Origin of the sequence: Rothia sp. HMSC071C12, assembly GCF_001813895.1 — a bacterium.
GTDB classification, from domain to species: domain Bacteria; phylum Actinomycetota; class Actinomycetes; order Actinomycetales; family Micrococcaceae; genus Rothia; species Rothia mucilaginosa.
This window is the reverse complement of sequence record NZ_KV814378.1, coordinates 169,730-188,416: the sequence shown is the minus strand read 5'-3', so window position 1 is coordinate 188,416 and position 18,687 is coordinate 169,730. Positions and strand designations below refer to the sequence as shown.

Genomic DNA, 18,687 nt, shown 5'->3' with positions numbered 1-18,687 from the left:
ACATTAAGTGATTCTTTAGGAGACAATGCTGTGACTCACCCTGCTACCACGCCTGCCGCCTCCAACAACGTAGACGGATACAGCGTCGGGCAGACCCTCACCGTCACCTGTGAGGCTCCCGCGCACGGCGGCGCCTTCGTAGCGCGCACCGAACAGGGCGTCATCTTTGTGCGTCACGGCATCGTCGGCGAACAGGCTGAAGTGCGCATCACCGCGATTGGCCCCAAGCGCCGCTTCTACTTCGCGGACGTTATCTCCGTACCCGTACCCTCCCTGGCACGCCGCCCCCACCCCTGGATCCAGGCGGATGCGCTCGCCACCGAAGAGGAACGCGCCGCCGCCACCGGCGTACCCGAACTGCTCGGCGGCATGGAGTACGGCCACATCAACCTGGATGAGCAGCGACGCTACAAGACTGATATCGTCCGCACCCAAATCAACCGACTGAGCGGTCTGCCCCTCGAATCGCCCCTGCTGACCAACCTCATGGTTGAAGAGCTGCCCCTGCGCGATAACAACGAGGGCCTGTCCTGGCGTACCCGCGTGCGCTACACCGTGACCAAGGTCCGCGCGCACGATAGCGAAGAGAAGAACGGCGAGCAGAACAGCGGCAAGAAGAACCCCGCCGTCACCTGGCGCGTCGGCATGCACCCGTACCGCGCCTCCCAACCCGTACCTGTCATCGACTTTCCCCTCGCTGCCCCCGAACTGCGCAACCTGCAGCTTGAACAGCTGAACCTGCGCGGCGTGCGCGAAGTCGAGGCGACCGTCTCCTCCCGCGGCAGGGTCCTGCTGCAGTTCATCGTCGACCCCCGCTTCTCCATCGAAGAGGTCGCCAAAGACATCGAACAGCAGGCATCCGACGCCTGGGGACTGCTCGCCAAGCGCAAGATTTCACTGTTCTTCACCCCGCAGTCCACCTCCAACGGCAAGCCCAAGCGCCGCCGCCCCGGCTCCTCCCACAGCCCCTACCGCCGCGTACCCGAAGGCGACCAGCTGCTCGGCGCGGGCCTGCGTTCCGTCACCGAAGAAGTCACCTTCGGCTCCCGCCGCTTCAGCTACCAGGTGTCCGCCGGCGGCTTCTGGCAGATTCACCGCGCCGCCCCCTCCACCATGGTCGGTACCATGCTCACCATGCTCCGCCCGCAGGAAGGCGAATGCGCCCTCGACCTGTACGCTGGCGCGGGCCTATTCACCGCCGCGCTCGCGGATGCAGTGGGTGCTACGGGTACCGTGGTCAGCATTGAGGGTTCCCCGGTGACCCATAAGGATGCCCGTTCGAACTTCGCGCCGGATGGTTGCTCCCGCACCGAGAACTCGGCGGACACCCGTATTGAGGTGATTCGCGGTGACGTGGCGCGCCACCTGGTGGATCTGAAGACCGCCCTTGAGTTTGGTGAAATCCCCGCTATTGATGCGGTGGTCCTTGACCCGTCCCGTGAGGGCGCGAACCGAACCACCCTGGAACGCCTGGATGCGCTGGACCCCAAGCGTATTCTGTATGTGGCGTGCGACCCGGCATCCCTGGGCCGTGACACCGGTATTTTGCGTGAGCTGGGTTGGGACATGGTGCAGCTTCGGGCGTTCGATATGTACCCGAATACGCATCACGTGGAGTCTGTGGCGCTGTTTGAGCGTGCCCCGGCGAAGCCTCGTCCGCGCCGCCGCCGCACCAAGTAGCGCGCAGCTAGTAGCTGTAACAAAGAAGCAAATAATCGCAGTGTTGGGCGGGTTGGGCTGTTCACCAGCCTGCCCACTAGGGGTTATTTCAGGCCGTTTTCGCTCAACCCGGTGCGTCTTGCTCTGCGGGCGCATAAATCTGCTTTTTGGCACCTTAAACGGTAGAATCATTGAAGAACCAATGCACGGAATGAGCCGTGCCCCGACCTTGAGGAGTGTGGGTGTATGTCCGCTGAAAACGCATTGCCGCAGGAGGAGACCCCGAATAGCGCCGCCGGTGGCGCACCCACCGCCGACTACAGCATTGGTAATGGTGCCACTGCCAAGTTGCTCCCGGGTATTCAGTCCCCGGCGGACCTGCAGAACCTCAGCTACGAGCAGCTGGAGGAGCTCTCTAAGGAAATTCGCCAGTTCATCGTGACGAATGTGTCGGCGACCGGCGGTCACCTGGGTCCGAACCTGGGCGTTGTGGAGCTGACCCTCGGCATTCACCGTGTCTTCGAATCTCCCAAGGACAACATTCTTTTCGACACCGGCCACCAGTCCTATGTGCATAAGCTGGTGACTGGTCGTCACGCGTTTAAGACTCTGCGTCAGAAGGGTGGCCTGTCGGGTTACCCGGATCGTGGCGAGTCTGAGCACGACATTATTGCGTCTTCGCACGCCTCCAGCTCAATTTCGTGGGCTGACGGTATTTCTCGCGCGCACAAGCTCAACGGTGAAGATGACCGCTACACCGTGGTCCTCATTGGTGACGGCGCGCTGACCGGCGGCATGGCGTGGGAGGCTGTGAACAATATTGCTGCCGACCGCACCCGCAAGGTCGTGATTGTGGTCAACGATAACGGCCGCTCCTACGCGCCGACCATTGGCGGTTTCGCGAACCAGCTTTCTGAGCTGAAGCACGGTGTGCAGCAGCAGGTGGATCGCGTGCGCCTCGATCACCGCTACGACAGCGCTCTGGATGCAGTGCGCATCGGTCTGCAGCGTGGCGGCCCCGTCGGTCAGATGGTGTACCGCGGCCTGCACGGCATGAAGGCGGGCATTAAGGACGTCGTCGTACCCAAGGGCATTTTTGAAGACCTGGGTATGAAATACGTGGGCCCCATTGACGGCCACGACCAGCAGGCTGTGGAGAACGCACTGACCGCGGCAAAGAACTACGCCGGCCCGGTGATTGTGCACGCCATTACCGAGAAGGGCCACGGCTACGCACCCGCCCGCGCTAATGAGGACGACCAGTTCCACGCGGTGGGCCAGATTGACCCGCTGACCGGTGAGGATGTTTCGACCAGCACCTCTGAGTCGTGGACCGGCGTCTTTGGCCGCGAAATTGCAGATATTGCGGATGAGCAGGAGAACGTCGTCGGTATTACCGGCGCGATGCTCATTCCCGTGGGTCTGCGCGAATTCCAGAAGCGCCACCCCGAGCGCGTTATTGACGTAGGTATCGCTGAGCAGCACGCCGTGGCGATGAGCGCCGGCCTGGCGTACGGCGGCATGCACCCGGTGGTTGCCCTCTACGCAACCTTCCTGAACCGCGGCTTTGACCAGCTGCTCATGGACGTTGCCCTGCACAAGGCGGGCGTGACCGTGGTGCTGGACCGCTCCGGCATTACCGGCCCGGACGGTGCAAGCCACCACGGCATGTGGGATTTGGCGATGCTGCAGTTCATTCCGGGCCTGCACCTGGCGGCTCCGCGTGATGGCGCGACCCTGCGCGAAGAGCTGCGTGAGGCTGTAGCTATTAACGACGCACCGACCGTGATTCGCTACCCGAAGGGCTCCGTGGGCGAGGACATTCCCGCCCTGGAGCGCCGCAGCGACGGCGTGGACGTGCTGGCACGCACCGGTGAACCCCACCCGGAAACCGGTCAGCGTGACGTACTGTTCGTTGCCGTGGGCGCTATGGCTCGCGTGGCTCTGGAAGCGTCCAAGGTGCTTGCCGCCGAGGGTATTCAGTCCACCGTGGTTGACCCGCGCTGGGTGATGCCGGTGCCGTCTTCGGTCGTTGAGCTGGCTCGTGACCACCGCATTGTGGTGACCATTGAGGACGGCGTGCGTTCCGGCGGCGTGGGTTCGCGCATCCGCCAGGAAATGCGTGCGGCTGGCGTGGATACCGCGCTGAGCGAGCTGGGTCTTCCGGCGGAGTTCATTCCGCATGCTTCTCGCGAGCAGATTCTGGAGGAGGTTGGCCTGACCGCCGAAACCATTATCGCGGATTTGCGTGCGCAGCTGGCTGGCGATAAGGTTCCGTTCGCTCGTGAAGAGGGCCAGAAGCCGCGCCACACCCGCTAAGCGGTCGTACCTGAGATGTGCCGCCTGAGCGCGCCTTAGTAACGGGCATCAGTAGCAGCGGGCACCATAAGACAGCACAAAGCCCCGCCCATCGTTTGTGATGGGCGGGACTTTGCTGTGCGCAGGTCTTGCTGTGTAGAGGTTTTGCTGTACGTAGGTTCTGAGCCGCCGGTTTAGGAATCGTTGGAGGTGTGGGTGACGAAAATCTTGCCGCCCTTCACCTGCACCGGGTAGCTGGTCAGCGCCTCCTCTGCAGGGCCGTGCACGACCGAGCCGTCAGCTACGGCGTACTCGGAGCCGTGGCAGGGGCACACGATACGGTTGGAATCCTGCACCTGCACCTGGCAGCCCTGGTGGGTGCACACGGTGCTGAACGCCTTGTACTCACCCGCGGACGGCTGGGACACGATAACGGTCGTGGAACCGTGAGTCAGCTTAGCTGCCTTGCCCACGCCCACTGCGGAGGCGGAACCTACCTCAACGGTGCCTTCGGGGGCGGTGACGTTGGAGTCACCTTCAGCGCAGGAGGCGAGCAACGCACCGGATGCGACGGCACCGGTGATGAGGGTTGCGCGGCGGGAGAAGACGCGCGCAGAAGAATCAGTTTCTGTGGTATCGACTGCGGTGTCGACGGTTGCAGATTCAGTAGCAGGGGAGGCGCATGCCTTCTGAGAGCGGCAGCATCCGTTGGGTGCGGGCATGGTGGTTCCTTTCGTGTACTCTCTCCACCCTATGCCGGTTTGGGACAAAAATCGAATGAGAGCAGGCTAAGCTTGGTTCACGTTTGCACCGGAGACAAACTGCTGAGGCAAAATACCGGGACAAACTACCGTGTCAAACTCCCGAGGCACACAAAATGCCGGTCGGGCGGTCGCATCAGCAACACACCCAACCGGCACGCACATCTATTCAACGTTAGAGAAATCTACCCCAGGTGGCGGGCAAAAATCGGCGCAATCACGGGGGCAACCAGACCCGTCTGCCACGAACGCGCACCGTACTCGGCGAGCGCATCCCGCAAGGTCTGCTCGTCAAAACGAGCCGGCGGCTCCCAGCAGAGGCGGCGAACATAATCGGTCGTGATCAGGTTCTGCGCCGGAATGGTCAGCTTCTCCGACAGCTCATCAATCGCCTGACGAACCTCGGTGAACAGCGCCAAGTTCTCGGGGCGCTTAGACTCCCACGCCTTCAACGGCGGCGGGGCAGTCGACGGCAAAGTGAACGGTACAGCGTTCTCACCGCGTGCCGCCGCAGCAATAGCACGCACCCAACGCGGTCCCTCACGACGCAAACCACGCGTCTGAAAACCAGGGATCGCCATAATAGCGGGCACGTTACGCGGCATGGTGCGTGCCGCCTCCACAATCGCAGAATCGGGCAGCAGGCGCTTCGCGTCTACGTCCTTCTTACGCGCCAGCGAGTCACGCTCAAGCCACAGGTTACGCAGCGCCGTCAGCTGCTTGACCGAACGCAACATCGTGCGGCCCTTCGTCTTACGCCAACGCTCCGGCTGATCCGTCGGATCTTTCACCGGGGTCTTGCACAGGTACTCGAACTCCTCCAGGGCGTACTGCAGCTTACCCTGCTGGCGGAGCAAATCCTCCAACGCGTCACGCAAATCAATGAGCACGTCAACGTCCAGCAGCGCATAGTTCAGCCACGACTCCGGCAGGGGACGGCGCGACCAGTCTTCCTTCGAGTGCTTCTTCGCCAGCTTATAGCCGAGCAGCTCCTCAACGGTCGCACCCAGGTTCACGCGCTCCAGACCGGCAAGACGCGCACCAAGCTCCGTATCAAACAGACGGTTCGGGCGCATACCGAGCATGTCCAGGCTCGGGAAGTCCTGAATTGCGGCGTGAATAACCCACTCAGCATCCGCCAGAGCATCGTTAATAATGCGCAGATCCTTAAACGCCTCAGGGTCAATCAGGTACAGCTGATCTTCACGCTTAAGCTGCACCAAAAAAGCACGCGAACCGTAGCGGATGCCCTGGGCACGCTCAGTATCAACAGCCACCGGGCCGGACGCCGCCGCCAACTGCTCAGCGGCACGACGCAGACCGCTCTCAGTGGTGATGAGAGTCGGAATCGGTGCGGAAGGGGTCTCCAGAGGAACAACGTCCGGAACTTCGATACCGTTAAGGGTCAGCTGAGGGGTGCCTGCGGCATTCTGTTCAGCTGCGGTACTCATGCACTCAATCCTTTTCCTCTGCCTGGTTCGACGCGCCCATACGATGGGCCAAATGCCCGGGTAGGCGTACGCCCGAGCAAACATGAGCCCGGGCGGGGTGACGTGCCCGCGAAGGCACTACGCCATTCTACCCGCCCGAGCTTAAAGCCTCGAATTTAGAGAGACTCACAATAAGGGGTTCACCTGCGTGCCTGCTGGGGGGGGGTATCGCCGGGGTTTATTCGGCGGATTCCGCCTCGTCAACCGGAGTATCACCAGGCTGTGCTTTATCAGGCGCGGCTTCACCAGCCGGGGCCAGCGTCAGACACACCGAATTAATGCAATACCGCAAATCCGTGGGAGTCGGGTAGCCCTCACCCTCAAACACGTGACCCAGGTGCGAATCGCAGGCGGCGCAACGCACCTCCACACGGCGCATACCGAACGTCGTGTCCTCCAGGTAACGCACACGGTCCTCAGCCAGCGGCGCGAAAAACGACGGCCAACCACAATGCGAATCGAACTTCTGATTGGAACGGAACAGCTCCGTACCGCAGGCACGGCAAGAATACACACCCTCCGTGTGGGTGTTCCAGTACTCGCCCGTGAACGCGCGCTCGGTGCCGCCCTCACGCAGAACAGCGTACTCTTCAGGCTTGAGCACTTCACGCCAGTTCTTGGCGATAGCACCCACGCCGGGTAGCGAATTGCCCATCATGACTCCTTCAGTTTGCTCTCATGCCCAGGCTCCTACGGCATATGTAACGCCGCGGCCGGGCGGATTATTCCCGCTGAGCGCGGACTAAGCGCGGATGTCAGCGTACTTTCCGTTGGTGAGCTTCAGCAGGTCGTCGGGGGCGAGCTCGACGTCCAGTCCACGCTTGCCTCCGGACACCATGATGGTATCGAAGAGCTGGGCGCTTTCGTCCAGGAGGGTGGGGGAGGGGGTCTTCTGACCCAGCGGAGAAATACCGCCCACCACGTAGCCGGTGCGGCGTTCGGCGACCTTCGGGTCGCACATGGAGGCGTTCTTCCAGCCGAGGGCAGCGGCGGCAGCCTTAATGTTCAGCTTGCCAGAGACCGGCACGATTGCGACGGCGAAATCCTTCTCGTGCACAATCAGCAGGGTCTTGAACACCTGCTCCTCGGAAGCACCGAGGTTCTTCGCGGCTTCTTCCCCGAAGGAGGTGACGCCCTCAACGTGCTCGTATTCGCGCATCTGGAAGGGGGTGTTCGTCTCGGTCAGCAGTGCTACGGCGGCGGTTGCTGCGCCGCTCTTCTTACCTTTAGTTTTCTTAGCCATAGACACCATTTTACGGAAGTCACCATGCGCGGATACCTATGCGCTGATACCCATGCGCCGAGAAGCCACATGTGTTTCGAAAAGCCACAATAATGGTGGCTTCTCGAAACACATGTGGCTTCTCAATGGTTATGGGGTTATTTCAGTAACCCTTTTTCCTTCAGCTGCTCTTGAGAAAGCGAGCCAACGACAGTCCAAAATCCATCTGATTTGTCTACGTTCTGAGGTAGCCTTTAGGCTCCCTTTTTTTCTTAGTAAATACCGATGAGTAATTGCACGCCAAGACTAGTCAGGATGATAGCAATCCAGCAAAGGGCTCCAAGAAGAATGGATTTTCCACTGGATTTGATCATAGCAATGAGGTTGGTTTTGAGACCAATAGCACTCATAGCCATGATGATGAGGAATATGGAGAGTTGTTTGAGAGGTGAAAAGAAGCTAGTGCTGACACCGAAAGATGTGAGAAGAGTAGTTAGCAGAGAAGCTAGGATAAAGTAGAGAATGAAAACGGGGAAGATTTTTTTAAGCTTCACTCCTTGGTTGTCGCCTTGTTGACGGCTTTGCCAATAGGAGAGGAAGAGAACGATAGGGATAATAGCTAGAGTACGTGTCAGCTTGACAATAGTTGCAGGCTCAAGAGTGTTTGCATTGTAAAGACTATCCCAGGCACTAGCAGTAGCTGTCACAGAGGAAGTATCGTTGACCGCAGTACCCGCAAAGAGAGCAAAACCTTCGTTGGAAAGATGGAGCCAAGAACCTAGAGTTGGAAAGATAAGAGCTGCCAAGACATTGAAGAAAAAGATAACAGAAATGGCTTGGGCTACTTCTTTTTCCTTGGCGTGAATAACAGGAGCAGTCGCTGCAATGGCAGAACCGCCACAGATAGAAGATCCAACTCCAATCAAGGTAGCTAGCTTTGTATCAAGGTTAAAAAAGCGTTGGAAAAAGAAAGCTATAATCAATGCAATTGAAATAGTTGAAAGGATAACAGGAAGGGAAGATTTTCCAACTGCGAAAACTTGTGAGATACTGAGTCCAAACCCAAGCAAAATAACAGCATACTGAAGCAGTTTTTTGGAGCTATAAGTCAAACCGGCATCCAGTTGTGTATAGGAAGTGAGAAAGGGATGGAGAATCATTCCGATAAAAATGGCGAAAACAGGTGCTCCCACAACAGGCAGAAATCCTCCTAAAACCCAAGAGATGATAGAAATGGTCAGACAGACTGACAGTCCTGCCCAATTTTTTGATAGAAATGACATAAAAACCTCCGAAAATAGATACTCCTTATTATAGTCTTATTTGGTAAACTAGAAAGTAGGAATACAGACCCGGCCCGGGGAGCGCACCACCTCAGCCTCCGCGCTGATAAAGGCCTTCGATATCCTTGAGGAACTTAATATCCTTCTCGTAGGTATCCAGCATAGAGGGCCATACATACTGCATGTAATTGCGCGGCGTGTAAGAAAAACGGAAGTCATGGAAATACATTCCTCGTATCGGTGTGGTGCGTGAGTTGCAAAGGGCTACTAGATAATTCCCTGCTCACGTAGCTCCTTATTCGAGCGATGCTCCGAGAGTCGCCAGTAGCCATTCTGATACTTATAGCGGAACATAAATATTTCATTTTCGTTGCTGGTATTAGTACGCTCATACACCTTGCCATTGGGGTTTACGTACATGCCATAAGTCCACAAGCGTCGCGTGAGAGTCCAATATTCTTTGGCTTCTTCGTCATACATCAGATCGCTTTCGGCCTGGTATTCTGAGGTGCCTTCGATAACCCAGCCACCGCTTTTGTAAAGATCCTCGATGTAGTGCAGGAATTTAATGTCCTCATCAAAAGTGTCCAGCATGTAGGGCCATACATACTGCATATCACCGGTCTGGATACCGTAGTTGCGTGCCTTAATCCAGTCACGCATCATCTCACGGAGTCCAGCGAAGGTTTCGGGGTACTGCTGCGGCTCGGCTTTCGGCAGAGGAACATTCTGCGCAGGGCCGTAACCATCAGCTTTGCGGTATTCGCCGTCGGGTGCCTTCGAGCCTCCAGAGTAGCCGCGGGTAATGACTGGGCTCGGAGTAGCCGATGCAGAAGCGGCATCGGAAACCGCCGCAGACGCCGAAGCCGATTCGCTTGGTGCGGTGGAGGCGGTGGCTGCCGCCTCGTTGGTGGCTTGCTGGCCGCAGGCCGCAAGCAGAGCGCCAAGGCCCAGCATCACGCCGCTGCTCAACATTGCGCGGCGGGTAAGAAAAACAGAATTCATGGAAGTAGATTCCTTATATCGGTGTGGTATGTGAATCAAAAGAAAAGGCTACTTCTCGTTTTGCAATTCCTCTTCCGTTTTACTGCCAGCAATTTTCCAATAGCCGTCAGAGTAGGTGAAAAGGAAGTAGAAAGTATCGTCGCTGGTGTCAGTATTAGCCTGCATATCAAGGTGACCATTAGACTCCACGTACATAACAGTGGTCCAGAACCGGCGATGCAGCATTCGGTACTTTTTCTTCGCCTCATCGTAGATGAGCGGGCCTTGGGGTTGGTAGCTATCCAGCCCGTCAACAGTCCACCCGCCGTTCTGGTAAAGGTCCTCAATGAACAGGTAAAATCCGTATTCTTCAGATTCGTCCGTAACGTATTTGAAAGCGTAGGAGCAGTCACCGGTCTGAATCGCGTAGTTATGGGAGACAAGCCAATCCTTCATCATACGGTAGAGGCCTTGTTCAGACTCGGGGTACTGCTACGGCTCTGCTTTCGGAAGAGGAACATTCTGTGCAGGACCATATCCGTCTGCCTTGCGATACTCGCCGTCAGGTGCCTTGGAACCGCCGGAGTAGCCGCGGGTAACGACCGGCTTCAGGGTTGCGCTTGCCGAAGGCGACTCAGATGCTGCCGCAACCGCCGAAGCGGTTTCGCTCGGTGCTGCGGAGGCGGCGGCTACCGCCTCATTAGCCGCCTGCTGGCCGCAGGCTGCGAACAGGGTACCAATGCTCAACATTGCGCTGCCGCTCAACATTGCGCGGCGAGTAAGAAAAACGGAAGTCATGGAAATAAATTCCTCGTATCGGGGTGGTGGTGAGTTAAAGGAAAAGGCTATTTCTCGTTTTGCAATTCTTCGTCTGATTTACTTCCAGCAATCTTCCAATAGCCATCAGAGTAGGTGAAAAGGAAATAGAAAGTATCGTCACTAGTCTCAGTGTTAGCCTTCATTGTGAGGTGGCCATTAGATTCCACGTACATAACAGTGCTCCAGAACCGGCGATGTAGCATACGGTACTTTTTCTTCGCCTCATCGTAGATGAGCGGGCCCTCTGGCTGGTAGCTATCCAGACCATCAACAGTCCAACCACCGCGCTGATAAAGACCCTGAATATACAGGTAGAACTCATATTCTTCTGCATCTTCCGTGATGTACTTGAACGCGTAGGAGCAGTCACCGGTCTGGATAGCGTAGTTGTGCGCAACAACCCAGTCCTTCATCATGCGGTAGAGGCCTTGTTCAGTCTCAGGGTACTGTGCGGGTTCCTTGCGGGGTTCCTGGACGTTCTGCGCAGGACCGTACTCATCGGCTTTACGGTACTCTCCGTCAGGAGCTTTAGAATTACCTGAATACCCGCGAGTTACTCTTGAGGTAGCGCTTGCCGAAGGCGACTCAGAAGCCGACGCCGACTCGCTCGGTGTAGCGGTTGAGGACGCCGAAGCACCCGCTTCGTTAGCGGCCTGCTGACCGCAGGCTGCGAGCAGGGCCCCCAGGCCCACAAGTGCGCCGCCGCTCAACATCGCGCGGCGGGTAAGAAAAACGGAAGTCATGGAAATACATTCCTCGTATCGGTGTGAAGTGTGAATAGGGGGGGCTGGTTAGAAACCGGAAGACTAACCAACCACAGAGAAGAATCCAATAGCTGAGAAGCCACATGTGTTTCGAAAAGCCACCATTATCGTGGCTTCTCGGCGAACATGTGGCTTCTCAACGTAAGACCCACGGGGGGGGCTTTACATGTCGGGCCAGTCGCGGTGCAACGAATACTCCGTGTCCCCGTCACCGCTATCGTTCAGGTGCCAACGCTGACCGGTACGGATATCGGCCTTGCGCAGGCGTGGGTTCGGGTTATCCTTCTTACCCATCGTGGGATCGTTCTTGCAACCCCAACGAGTGTCGTCTTCATCGCAGGTGCCGCCGACACGACCCACATCAACCCACCACACACGAATCAGCAGCGGATCGACAGTTTCCTTCGTCAAAACGACATCCAGAGCCTGCCAATCGCCACCGTCAACACGGAAACGGCCAGAATAAGAAACGGTCGCGTACGCATGGAAATTACCTGAACGTTTGTAGGTATAACTGGTCGCGGTCTTGCGTGACTCTTCACCACGTGCCCTGCTAACCGGCTTGCCCATGGTGTAGAAGCTGCCCTCGTCACCGTTGCCGTACTGGATGGTCATCTGGGTGGGGTAGGACTCCATCTCAACGTGGCCAATCATCAGGTCGCCTTCCCAACGTGCGGTGGGTGCATCGACGTAGAAGTTGACGGCCTGGTTCTTGTAGACGTTGGGGTTATCTTCACCCAGGCCGGTGCCAAGGTTGTAGGACTGCTTCAGTACGGGGGCCTGGATGTTGGTGTTAGCGAATTGGTCCTCAACTTCTTGGAGCATTTCCTCAGGAGAAGGGCCCTTGGGCTGTTCAGGATTGTTGGAGGTGAGGGTTTTAGTGTCATTGGGTACGCAGTAGCGCCCGCCGACCTGGTTGGGTATTCTGTTAGCGTTATCTCCCAGGGGTAGTGATCCTATGACGTAGTGGCCAGGACGATGGTCTGGTTCTGTATGACATTCTGCATCTCCGGCTTGTCGGGCTTTGACGCTACTTGCGCGATATGTTTGATTTGCTCCATCGAGTTGTATTGGATGTTCTTCATTCCATTTTTGGACTGCCTCTTCTGGAGAAATTGCTGATCCTGATGGAGTTGAATTAGCTTTTACTAAGTCTTGCGTATTATTCTCGGATTTGTTTCCTTTGCGATTTGAGCTCGGAACTTGCTTATCTTTGGAGACTTTAACACAATGTCCATTTGAATCTCCCGTGGTGCACTCACTGCTTAATGCTGGGGGGATATTTAAGGTAGATACAATTAATGTTGAAAGTATAAAAAGCGTAGATATTTTGCTAATGTTCTTCATATTTCAATTAGCCTCTAAAGTTCGTTCTCGTACTTGCTGTCGATTATTTTCCAATAACCATTAGAATAGGTATAAAGGAAGTAGAAAGTATCGTCACTTGTATCAGTGTTTGCCTTTCTCGTTATATCTCCATTTGATTCAATGTATATTTCAGTTGACCAAATTCTGCGGACTTTCATGCGATAGATTTTCTTAGATTCATCATAAAATAGGGCGCTTTCACTCTGGTACGAATCTAGGGAATCTACAGCCCATCCGCCATTTTTGTAAAGTATTTCAATATATTTGTAGAACCCATATTCTTCAGTATCTTCTGTTACATACTTGAAGGCATAGGAGCAGTCACCAGTCTGAATTGCGTAGTTATGGGCATTGACCCAATCCTCCATCATACGATTGAGGCCTTCTTCGGTCTCAGGATACTGAGCGGGCTCATTACGAGGCTTGGGGACATTCTGCGCGGGTCCGTAGCCGTCTGCCTTACGGTACTCACCATCGGGTGCCTTGGACTGTCCTGAGTATCCGCGAGTAACCTTCGGTTTAGGGGTAGTACTCGCTGAAGGTGACTCAGTAGCTGCCGCAGACGCCGAAGCGGTCTCGCTCGGCGCAGCAGATGCAGTCGCTGCCGCCTCATTATTTGCCTGCTGGTCACACGCCGCAAGCAAGGCGCCAAGGCCTACAAGTGCGCCGCTACCCAGCAGGGCGCGGCGGTTGAAAATGGTCGAATCCATAGAGAATACGCTCCTATCGTCGGTGATGGTGTGTCATTTAGTTACTAGTCGGGCCGCTTTTTTGCAGGTCAAACTGACTGCCGGAAGAAAACAGCTCCATAGCGCGCCCATCAAGCGCATCGGTGCGCTATTGAGTACTACAATTACCACCCTACCGCATGTTTGCCGTCGTTTGCATTCTTTTGGGTGCTACAGTGGCGAAACATCACCATACGAACACCTCAATGCTTTATATATCAAATAAGTACCTGCACGCAAAGAATTTACACATAGTGGCGAGTGCTCCCCGGCAAAAGAATTCCCGCCGCAGACCAGGGGAGAGGGCCGCGGACCAAAAGAGTGAACAGCAAGCTAGGGGAGTAGATAGCGGGGCAGAGTAATAGCCGATAGGTTAAGGGAATATTCGATAGGCTATTGCCTCCTCCGCGGGTTTAAAACCCACGGCGAAGACACTAACCTATCGAACGCTGCGCCCACCCAAGAGCACCCGCCCAAGACAGACCCTGCCCAAAACACACACCACCTCAGCCTCCGCACCCGAACGCCCAGGCCTTCGCAATCCCGCCCTCCGCGTTCCAGCTCAGAAGCCCCTCCCGCATATCCCACCCCACTCCCTCCCCATGCCCGCAATGTGGCGGGCAACTCATGCGGCTCACGCGGGGTGTTAGACAGTACTACACTTAAAGCGGAAGTCACATCGCCGTCACTGAAGAAAAGAGTTTTTGTGCCCACCACGACCGTACATTTGACCGACCGCATCCCTCGCGTTTCTGCTGATGAGTTGCTGGCGGGTTTCCGCCCCTCTGAGCGTTTTGGTGAAGTGTCTTTTGATAGCTACATTCCTGATCCGAATCAGCCGTCGCAGGCTGAGGCTGTGCAGAAGCTGAAGGATTTTGGCGACAAGATTAATGGTGGCGGTGCTGGTGCCGGTTTCTTTGGTCGCCTGTTTGGTGGCAAGAAGAAGGATTCGACGAAGGCTGGCCTGTACCTTGACGGCGGTTTTGGTGTGGGTAAGACTCACCTGTTGGCGTCGCTGTGGCATTATGTGGACGGCCCGAAGGCGTTCGGTACTTTTGTGGAGTACACGAACCTGGTGGGTGCGTTGACGTTCCGTAAGACGGTTGAGGCGTTGAGCAGCTACAAGCTGGTGTGTATTGACGAGTTTGAGCTGGATGATCCGGGTGATACTGTGCTCATGTCTCGTCTGATGCGTGAGCTGGCGGATGCTGGCGTGAAGCTTGTGGCGACCTCGAACACGCTGCCTGGTGCGCTGGGTGAGGGCCGTTTCGCGGCTGAGGATTTTAAGCGTGAGATTCAGGTGCTTGCTTCGCAGTTTGAGGTGCACCGTGTGGATGGTGAGGATTTCCGTCACCGTGGCTTGCCTGCTGCGCCGGAGCCTGTTGCTGATGATGCGTTTGATGCGAAGGTTGAGGAAGTGTTCGGCGGCCAGACTGTTGGTGTTGATAACTTCGCTGACTTGGTGGAGCATCTGGCGAAGGTGCACCCGTCGCGTTACCGTCAGCTGATTGATGGCCTGGATGGTATTGCGTGGCGTGATGTTCACCCGATTACTGAGCAGTCGGTGGCGTTGCGTTTTGTGGTGTTGGCTGACCGCCTGTATGACAAGGACTTGCCGATTGTTTCTTCGGGTGTGCCGTTTGACAAGGTGTTTACTGAGGAGATGCTGGCTGGTGGTTATCAGAAGAAGTATTTCCGTGCGGTGTCTCGTTTGACTGCGTTGGCTCGTGAGGGCATGCTCGGCGAATCTGAGTAGCCGCCGCCTGGTGCTACGAGATCCTGCAGCGTGAACCGCGCCGAAAAGTTTATAAAGTGAAGACCCCCGCCGGATGCTCCACGAGAGGATCCGGAGGGGGTCTTTGTTTGCCTTGGCTAGTCTTCGTTATCAAGCTTAAAGCTTTGCAAGCCTAGCTGGGTGGTGTACACCAGCTCGTAATCGCAGAGTTCGTACGAGTACACGCCTGCTTCGACCTCTTCGAAGGGCAGGATGAGCTGCCCTTCCAGCATGAATGATTTCTGCCAGTTCTCGATGCGTTCCTTTTCCAGCTGGTCGAGCGCGGCGTCGAATCGGAGTTTCCCGCCCTTGATGCGGTGGTTGGGTGCATCTGAGTATTGGTAGGGGAGACGAATCGATGAAGCCGCAAGTTGCATGCTCTGCCAGTAAGTCGGCGGGTCATCGGCTGAAGCCTCAAAGCGGAGAGAATCAGCCTCGTCTGTGCCGTTGATGGATGGCAAGAGTCGGTAGCTTTTAATCGCGCTCTTGGGATTGCCCGGTTGGTTCCGTTCCACAATGATTGCGATAACTTCCAGGGATGCGTCGGTGTCGCGAACCTTTGCCTCGCCGATTTGTTCGTCAGAGAATCGCTGGTCGTTGGATTGGAGAAGACTCTTCATGCAGTCCGCCATGGTGTACTCACCCTGAGGTGCGCGGAGTAGATAGCCTTTAGCTCGGGCCTTGGCTTGTTCCTTACCTTTCTCGTATTCCTGCTTGGCGTTCTCGTAGACTTCTGACCAGGCTTCAGGAATCTCAGCAGATGCATTTTCCTGATAGGTCTTCTGCACCAGCGGACTGATGTCCGCAGGGATTCGAATCGGTTCACTGTCGAAGTGGGGGAGTAGCTGTGCGTAGCTGCTGAGCAGGATCATCGGCTCATAGACTGCCTTGGATCCACGCGGGAAGTCGGGTGCCCCAACGTGTGAGCCGAACGTTTCAACTCCTCGTACGTAGCACACCGGCATACGGTATGCGGGGGTGCGTTCTGAGCTGCTGCGGCTATCGTGACGGTGCAGACGTCCCATACGCTGAAGCACCAGGTCAACCGGCGCGAAGTCGGTAATCATTACGTCAAAGTCCAGGTCAAGCGACTGTTCGATGACCTGCGTACCCACCACAATGAGGCGGTGCGGGCGCGAAGAATCCTCCCCGTCAGCTTTGCTGTAGTGCGCCTTCTTGCCGAGCTTTGAGACAAGGAGTTCCTCTTGCTCGGCGCGGTGCGTGGCGGTAAAGCGAGAGTGCGTGAGGATTACGTGCTCTTCACCGAACCGTTCACCCAGGAATGCGTGCATTTCCTGGGCTCGTCCAACGGTGTTGCAGATGACTGCGGCGCATCCGTGGTCGTTGGCGAGCGGTTCGAGTACGTTCAGGACGCTTTCGGGACTGTCGTCAATGAGCTTCAATTCGATTTCGGTTTGGTCTACGGGCTGTTCAACCTTCCATTTCTTAGGGCTCCCGTTGTCTTCGGTGGTGAGCGTGTGAATGACGGGGTAATCCAAATCAAGAGAAGAATTTTCAGTCACGGCAGGTGCTGAAGGCGCTTGGCCCTTTGCAAGATTCGCCATCATTCGAGCCAGAATGTCATTATTCTGCGGTGCAGAAACAGAATCAGTTACCTTGTTCGGTTCTGTTCCAACCTTTAGACCCTTGGCATAGCTCTCCATAAGATCATCACGAGTAGCTGACGGCAGGGTTGCCGACATGAGAATGACGGGCGCATTCATCTGACCCAGCCAGTAGAGCGCAGCAGAAAGATACCGGCTCATATACGCATCGTAGGCGTGAACCTCATCAATGATGATGACCTTAGATGCAAGCCCTAGGTATCGGAGCATCACATGCCGTGCTTGCAGAGCGGTCATGAGAACCTGGTCGATGGTGCACACAACGAAGCTGGAGAGAAGCCCCTTCTTCGTACCGCTGAGCCAGCTGTGCCGAGCGAGAGACGTTCCAGGACGCAGCGTTTTTCGATTGTTTTCTTGTTTAGAGGCAGAAGACTCATCGAAAATATCTGCTTTAGAGAGCGCCTCATAGGACTTGTTGAAACGGTTCTTGGAGTGGCCCAGAAACATGGAGTGCGGCTCAAGAGGCCCGCCGTGTTCTTGCGCCACGTTATTTGTTTGGTATTCCACCCATTCGATAACACGGTCAAAGAGGGCATTAGAAGTCGCCTGGGTCGGTGCCGCGAAGGCTACGCCGGTGCGACCGGTTGCCTGTGCGAGGAACTCGGCAGCGATGAGACCGGCTTCGGTCTTACCCTGACCCATGGGTGCTTCGATGCACATCATGCCACCGTTTTGCATGGAGCGTGCCGCTTCGACTACGACTTCCTGCATGGGGCGTAGGGTCGGGTTGCTCCACCCAAAACGGGATGCATAGAGGTCAGCTGCAGGGGTGCCGGGGTCAGTATCCAGTGCTGCGATCCAGCGCTGTTCGAGCCCGAGCGCCTGCCAGCCGATGCGCGCTCGCTGTTCCTGTTCGGCTGAGCCGAAGGTGCCCATGGGGAAGAAATCAGGGTTTGAGGCAATCCAGTCTGACATGATGACGAAACCGGTAATGCAGAACTGCACGGAGACGGGGATAGTCTGTCCGTGCTGTGCTAACTGATGCAATGCCGAGGATGCGCCAAAGCGTTCCAGGGTGATGGTGTAGAGTTCCTGCCAGGCGGCATGCCATTTGGGGGAGAGACGCTCCAAAATGACGTTGCTTAGGTCTGCTGAATTGGCGAGGTATTCTGCGGGTGTGCCGTGGTGCGCGCCGGAGATACTCGCGAGAGTTTCAGCAACTTCACTCGGCATGCCCTCAATGTTGCTGGTGAGCAGGTGAATGAGGATGCTCTGGCTGTACTTGCTGTGGGGGCATCGCAAGCCGCTAGTAGGCGTGACAAGGTCTTCGGGGAACTCAAAGTCCTGCTGCTCGATACGCTGACGGTACACGGCGAGGTTTTCGTCGCGTCGTGCATCGAGCTGTCCTGAGAATTCGGGGGTTGCCTTACCCATGTCGTGGGTGGCGGCGAGCCAGCATACGAGCGCGCGCGTATCTTCCATGGAAAGATGGAGATGCTCACTGAATCGTTTCTGTAGACCGGGCGCGAGCCATGTGTCCCAGAGTCGGGCGGCAACAGAACCGGCATCGAGCATATGCTGAACGAGGGGGAGACCGCGGGTGGGGGAGTCCTTGTCTCCTGTTTTTGCCCAGAATGATGCCGTTTCAGGTGTTGAAAGATACTCAGGGGCGGGTGCCATGATTCTCCTTAGACGGTAGACTAGTGGGTACCTCGCTGTGGTGCGAGGCGTATGTTCCCCGAAGCAGACGGGGATGAGCCAGTACAGTTTTTGATAGTTGGTTTGAGGTGTTCCCTGCGAGAGCGGGGATTCTGCTTCTTTTGTATTGGTCGTATTAAAAATATATCAAACGTACACTTTTTATAGTTGTTTTTCTTGACTTAACCTTCTTGATGGTCCTATGATGAACTCAACAAGCCAATGAAGGCTCTTCAGAGAACCTCCTGACAAGGCTTAATTACCTGGTCTACTC

General features: G+C 56.2%; 14 protein-coding genes and 1 pseudogene. 3 read left to right on the top strand and 12 right to left on the bottom strand.

Translation table 11 applies throughout. The annotated features are described in order from the left end of the window. Window positions 1-30: 30 nt before the first annotated feature. Window positions 31-1,680 (top strand): class I SAM-dependent RNA methyltransferase, encoded by a 1,650-nt coding sequence (locus HMPREF2942_RS08495; protein ID WP_070688859.1) that lies wholly within the window; start codon window positions 31-33, stop codon window positions 1,678-1,680. A gap of 225 nt (window positions 1,681-1,905) precedes the next feature. After that, a complete protein-coding gene (gene dxs, locus HMPREF2942_RS08490) occupies window positions 1,906-3,978 on the top strand; it encodes a 1-deoxy-D-xylulose-5-phosphate synthase (RefSeq protein WP_083301085.1) in 2,073 nt (690 codons plus the stop codon). Window positions 3,979-4,151: 173 nt separating this feature from the next. Here dxs and HMPREF2942_RS08485 read toward each other — a convergent pair whose 3' ends face one another. The 11 genes and pseudogenes from HMPREF2942_RS08485 to HMPREF2942_RS08440 all read right to left on the bottom strand — a co-directional run bounded on the left by HMPREF2942_RS08485 (window position 4,152) and on the right by HMPREF2942_RS08440 (window position 13,358). After that, window positions 4,152-4,679, bottom strand: a complete 528-nt coding sequence (locus tag HMPREF2942_RS08485; protein WP_049345140.1) for a Rieske (2Fe-2S) protein — start codon at window positions 4,677-4,679, stop codon at window positions 4,152-4,154. Window positions 4,680-4,903: 224 nt separating this feature from the next. After that, complete coding sequence (locus HMPREF2942_RS08480; RefSeq protein WP_049345141.1) at window positions 4,904-6,169, bottom strand: HRDC domain-containing protein; 1,266 nt, start codon at window positions 6,167-6,169, stop codon at window positions 4,904-4,906. Window positions 6,170-6,386: 217 nt separating this feature from the next. Then, window positions 6,387-6,863, bottom strand: coding sequence for a peptide-methionine (R)-S-oxide reductase MsrB (gene msrB, locus HMPREF2942_RS08475; protein WP_070616480.1), 477 nt, complete (start codon window positions 6,861-6,863; stop codon window positions 6,387-6,389). A gap of 87 nt (window positions 6,864-6,950) precedes the next feature. After that, window positions 6,951-7,451 (bottom strand): Cys-tRNA(Pro) deacylase, encoded by a 501-nt coding sequence (gene ybaK, locus HMPREF2942_RS08470; protein ID WP_070616652.1) that lies wholly within the window; start codon window positions 7,449-7,451, stop codon window positions 6,951-6,953. Window positions 7,452-7,702: 251 nt separating this feature from the next. Continuing rightward, window positions 7,703-8,713: a YeiH family protein gene (locus HMPREF2942_RS08465; RefSeq protein WP_070688858.1), complete on the bottom strand. Its 1,011-nt coding sequence runs from the start codon at window positions 8,711-8,713 to the stop codon at window positions 7,703-7,705. Between the two features lie 267 nt (window positions 8,714-8,980). Beyond that, on the bottom strand, window positions 8,981-9,718 hold the full coding sequence (locus HMPREF2942_RS08460) for a DUF6318 family protein (protein ID WP_070688857.1): 738 nt from the start codon (window positions 9,716-9,718) through the stop codon (window positions 8,981-8,983). A 48-nt stretch (window positions 9,719-9,766) separates the two neighbouring features. Beyond that, window positions 9,767-10,168 (bottom strand): annotated as a pseudogene (locus tag HMPREF2942_RS09565) (DUF6318 family protein); the annotation flags it as partial. 21 nt (window positions 10,169-10,189) lie between these two features. Next, the gene (locus tag HMPREF2942_RS09560) at window positions 10,190-10,495 is read right to left on the bottom strand and encodes a hypothetical protein (protein ID WP_239662341.1); all 306 of its coding nucleotides are present in this window, start codon (window positions 10,493-10,495) and stop codon (window positions 10,190-10,192) included. A gap of 47 nt (window positions 10,496-10,542) precedes the next feature. Next, window positions 10,543-11,259, bottom strand: a complete 717-nt coding sequence (locus HMPREF2942_RS08450; protein WP_070506560.1) for a DUF6318 family protein — start codon at window positions 11,257-11,259, stop codon at window positions 10,543-10,545. A 183-nt stretch (window positions 11,260-11,442) separates the two neighbouring features. Next, the gene (locus tag HMPREF2942_RS09555; RefSeq protein ID WP_053088877.1) at window positions 11,443-12,105 is read right to left on the bottom strand and encodes a hypothetical protein; all 663 of its coding nucleotides are present in this window, start codon (window positions 12,103-12,105) and stop codon (window positions 11,443-11,445) included. Between the two features lie 536 nt (window positions 12,106-12,641). Next, window positions 12,642-13,358 carry a DUF6318 family protein gene (locus HMPREF2942_RS08440; protein ID WP_049352945.1) on the bottom strand — a complete coding sequence of 239 codons (717 nt, stop codon included), beginning with the start codon at window positions 13,356-13,358 and terminating at the stop codon, window positions 12,642-12,644. Between the two features lie 724 nt (window positions 13,359-14,082). Between HMPREF2942_RS08440 and zapE the strand changes: the two genes are divergently transcribed. After that, window positions 14,083-15,132, top strand: coding sequence for a cell division protein ZapE (gene zapE, locus HMPREF2942_RS08435; RefSeq protein ID WP_049327058.1), 1,050 nt, complete (start codon window positions 14,083-14,085; stop codon window positions 15,130-15,132). Window positions 15,133-15,248: 116 nt separating this feature from the next. Here the strand turns inward: zapE and HMPREF2942_RS08430 are convergent, their stop codons facing one another. Next, window positions 15,249-18,395, bottom strand: a complete 3,147-nt coding sequence (locus tag HMPREF2942_RS08430; protein ID WP_070688856.1) for a CRISPR-associated helicase/endonuclease Cas3 — start codon at window positions 18,393-18,395, stop codon at window positions 15,249-15,251. Between the last annotated feature and the right edge of the window lie 292 nt (window positions 18,396-18,687).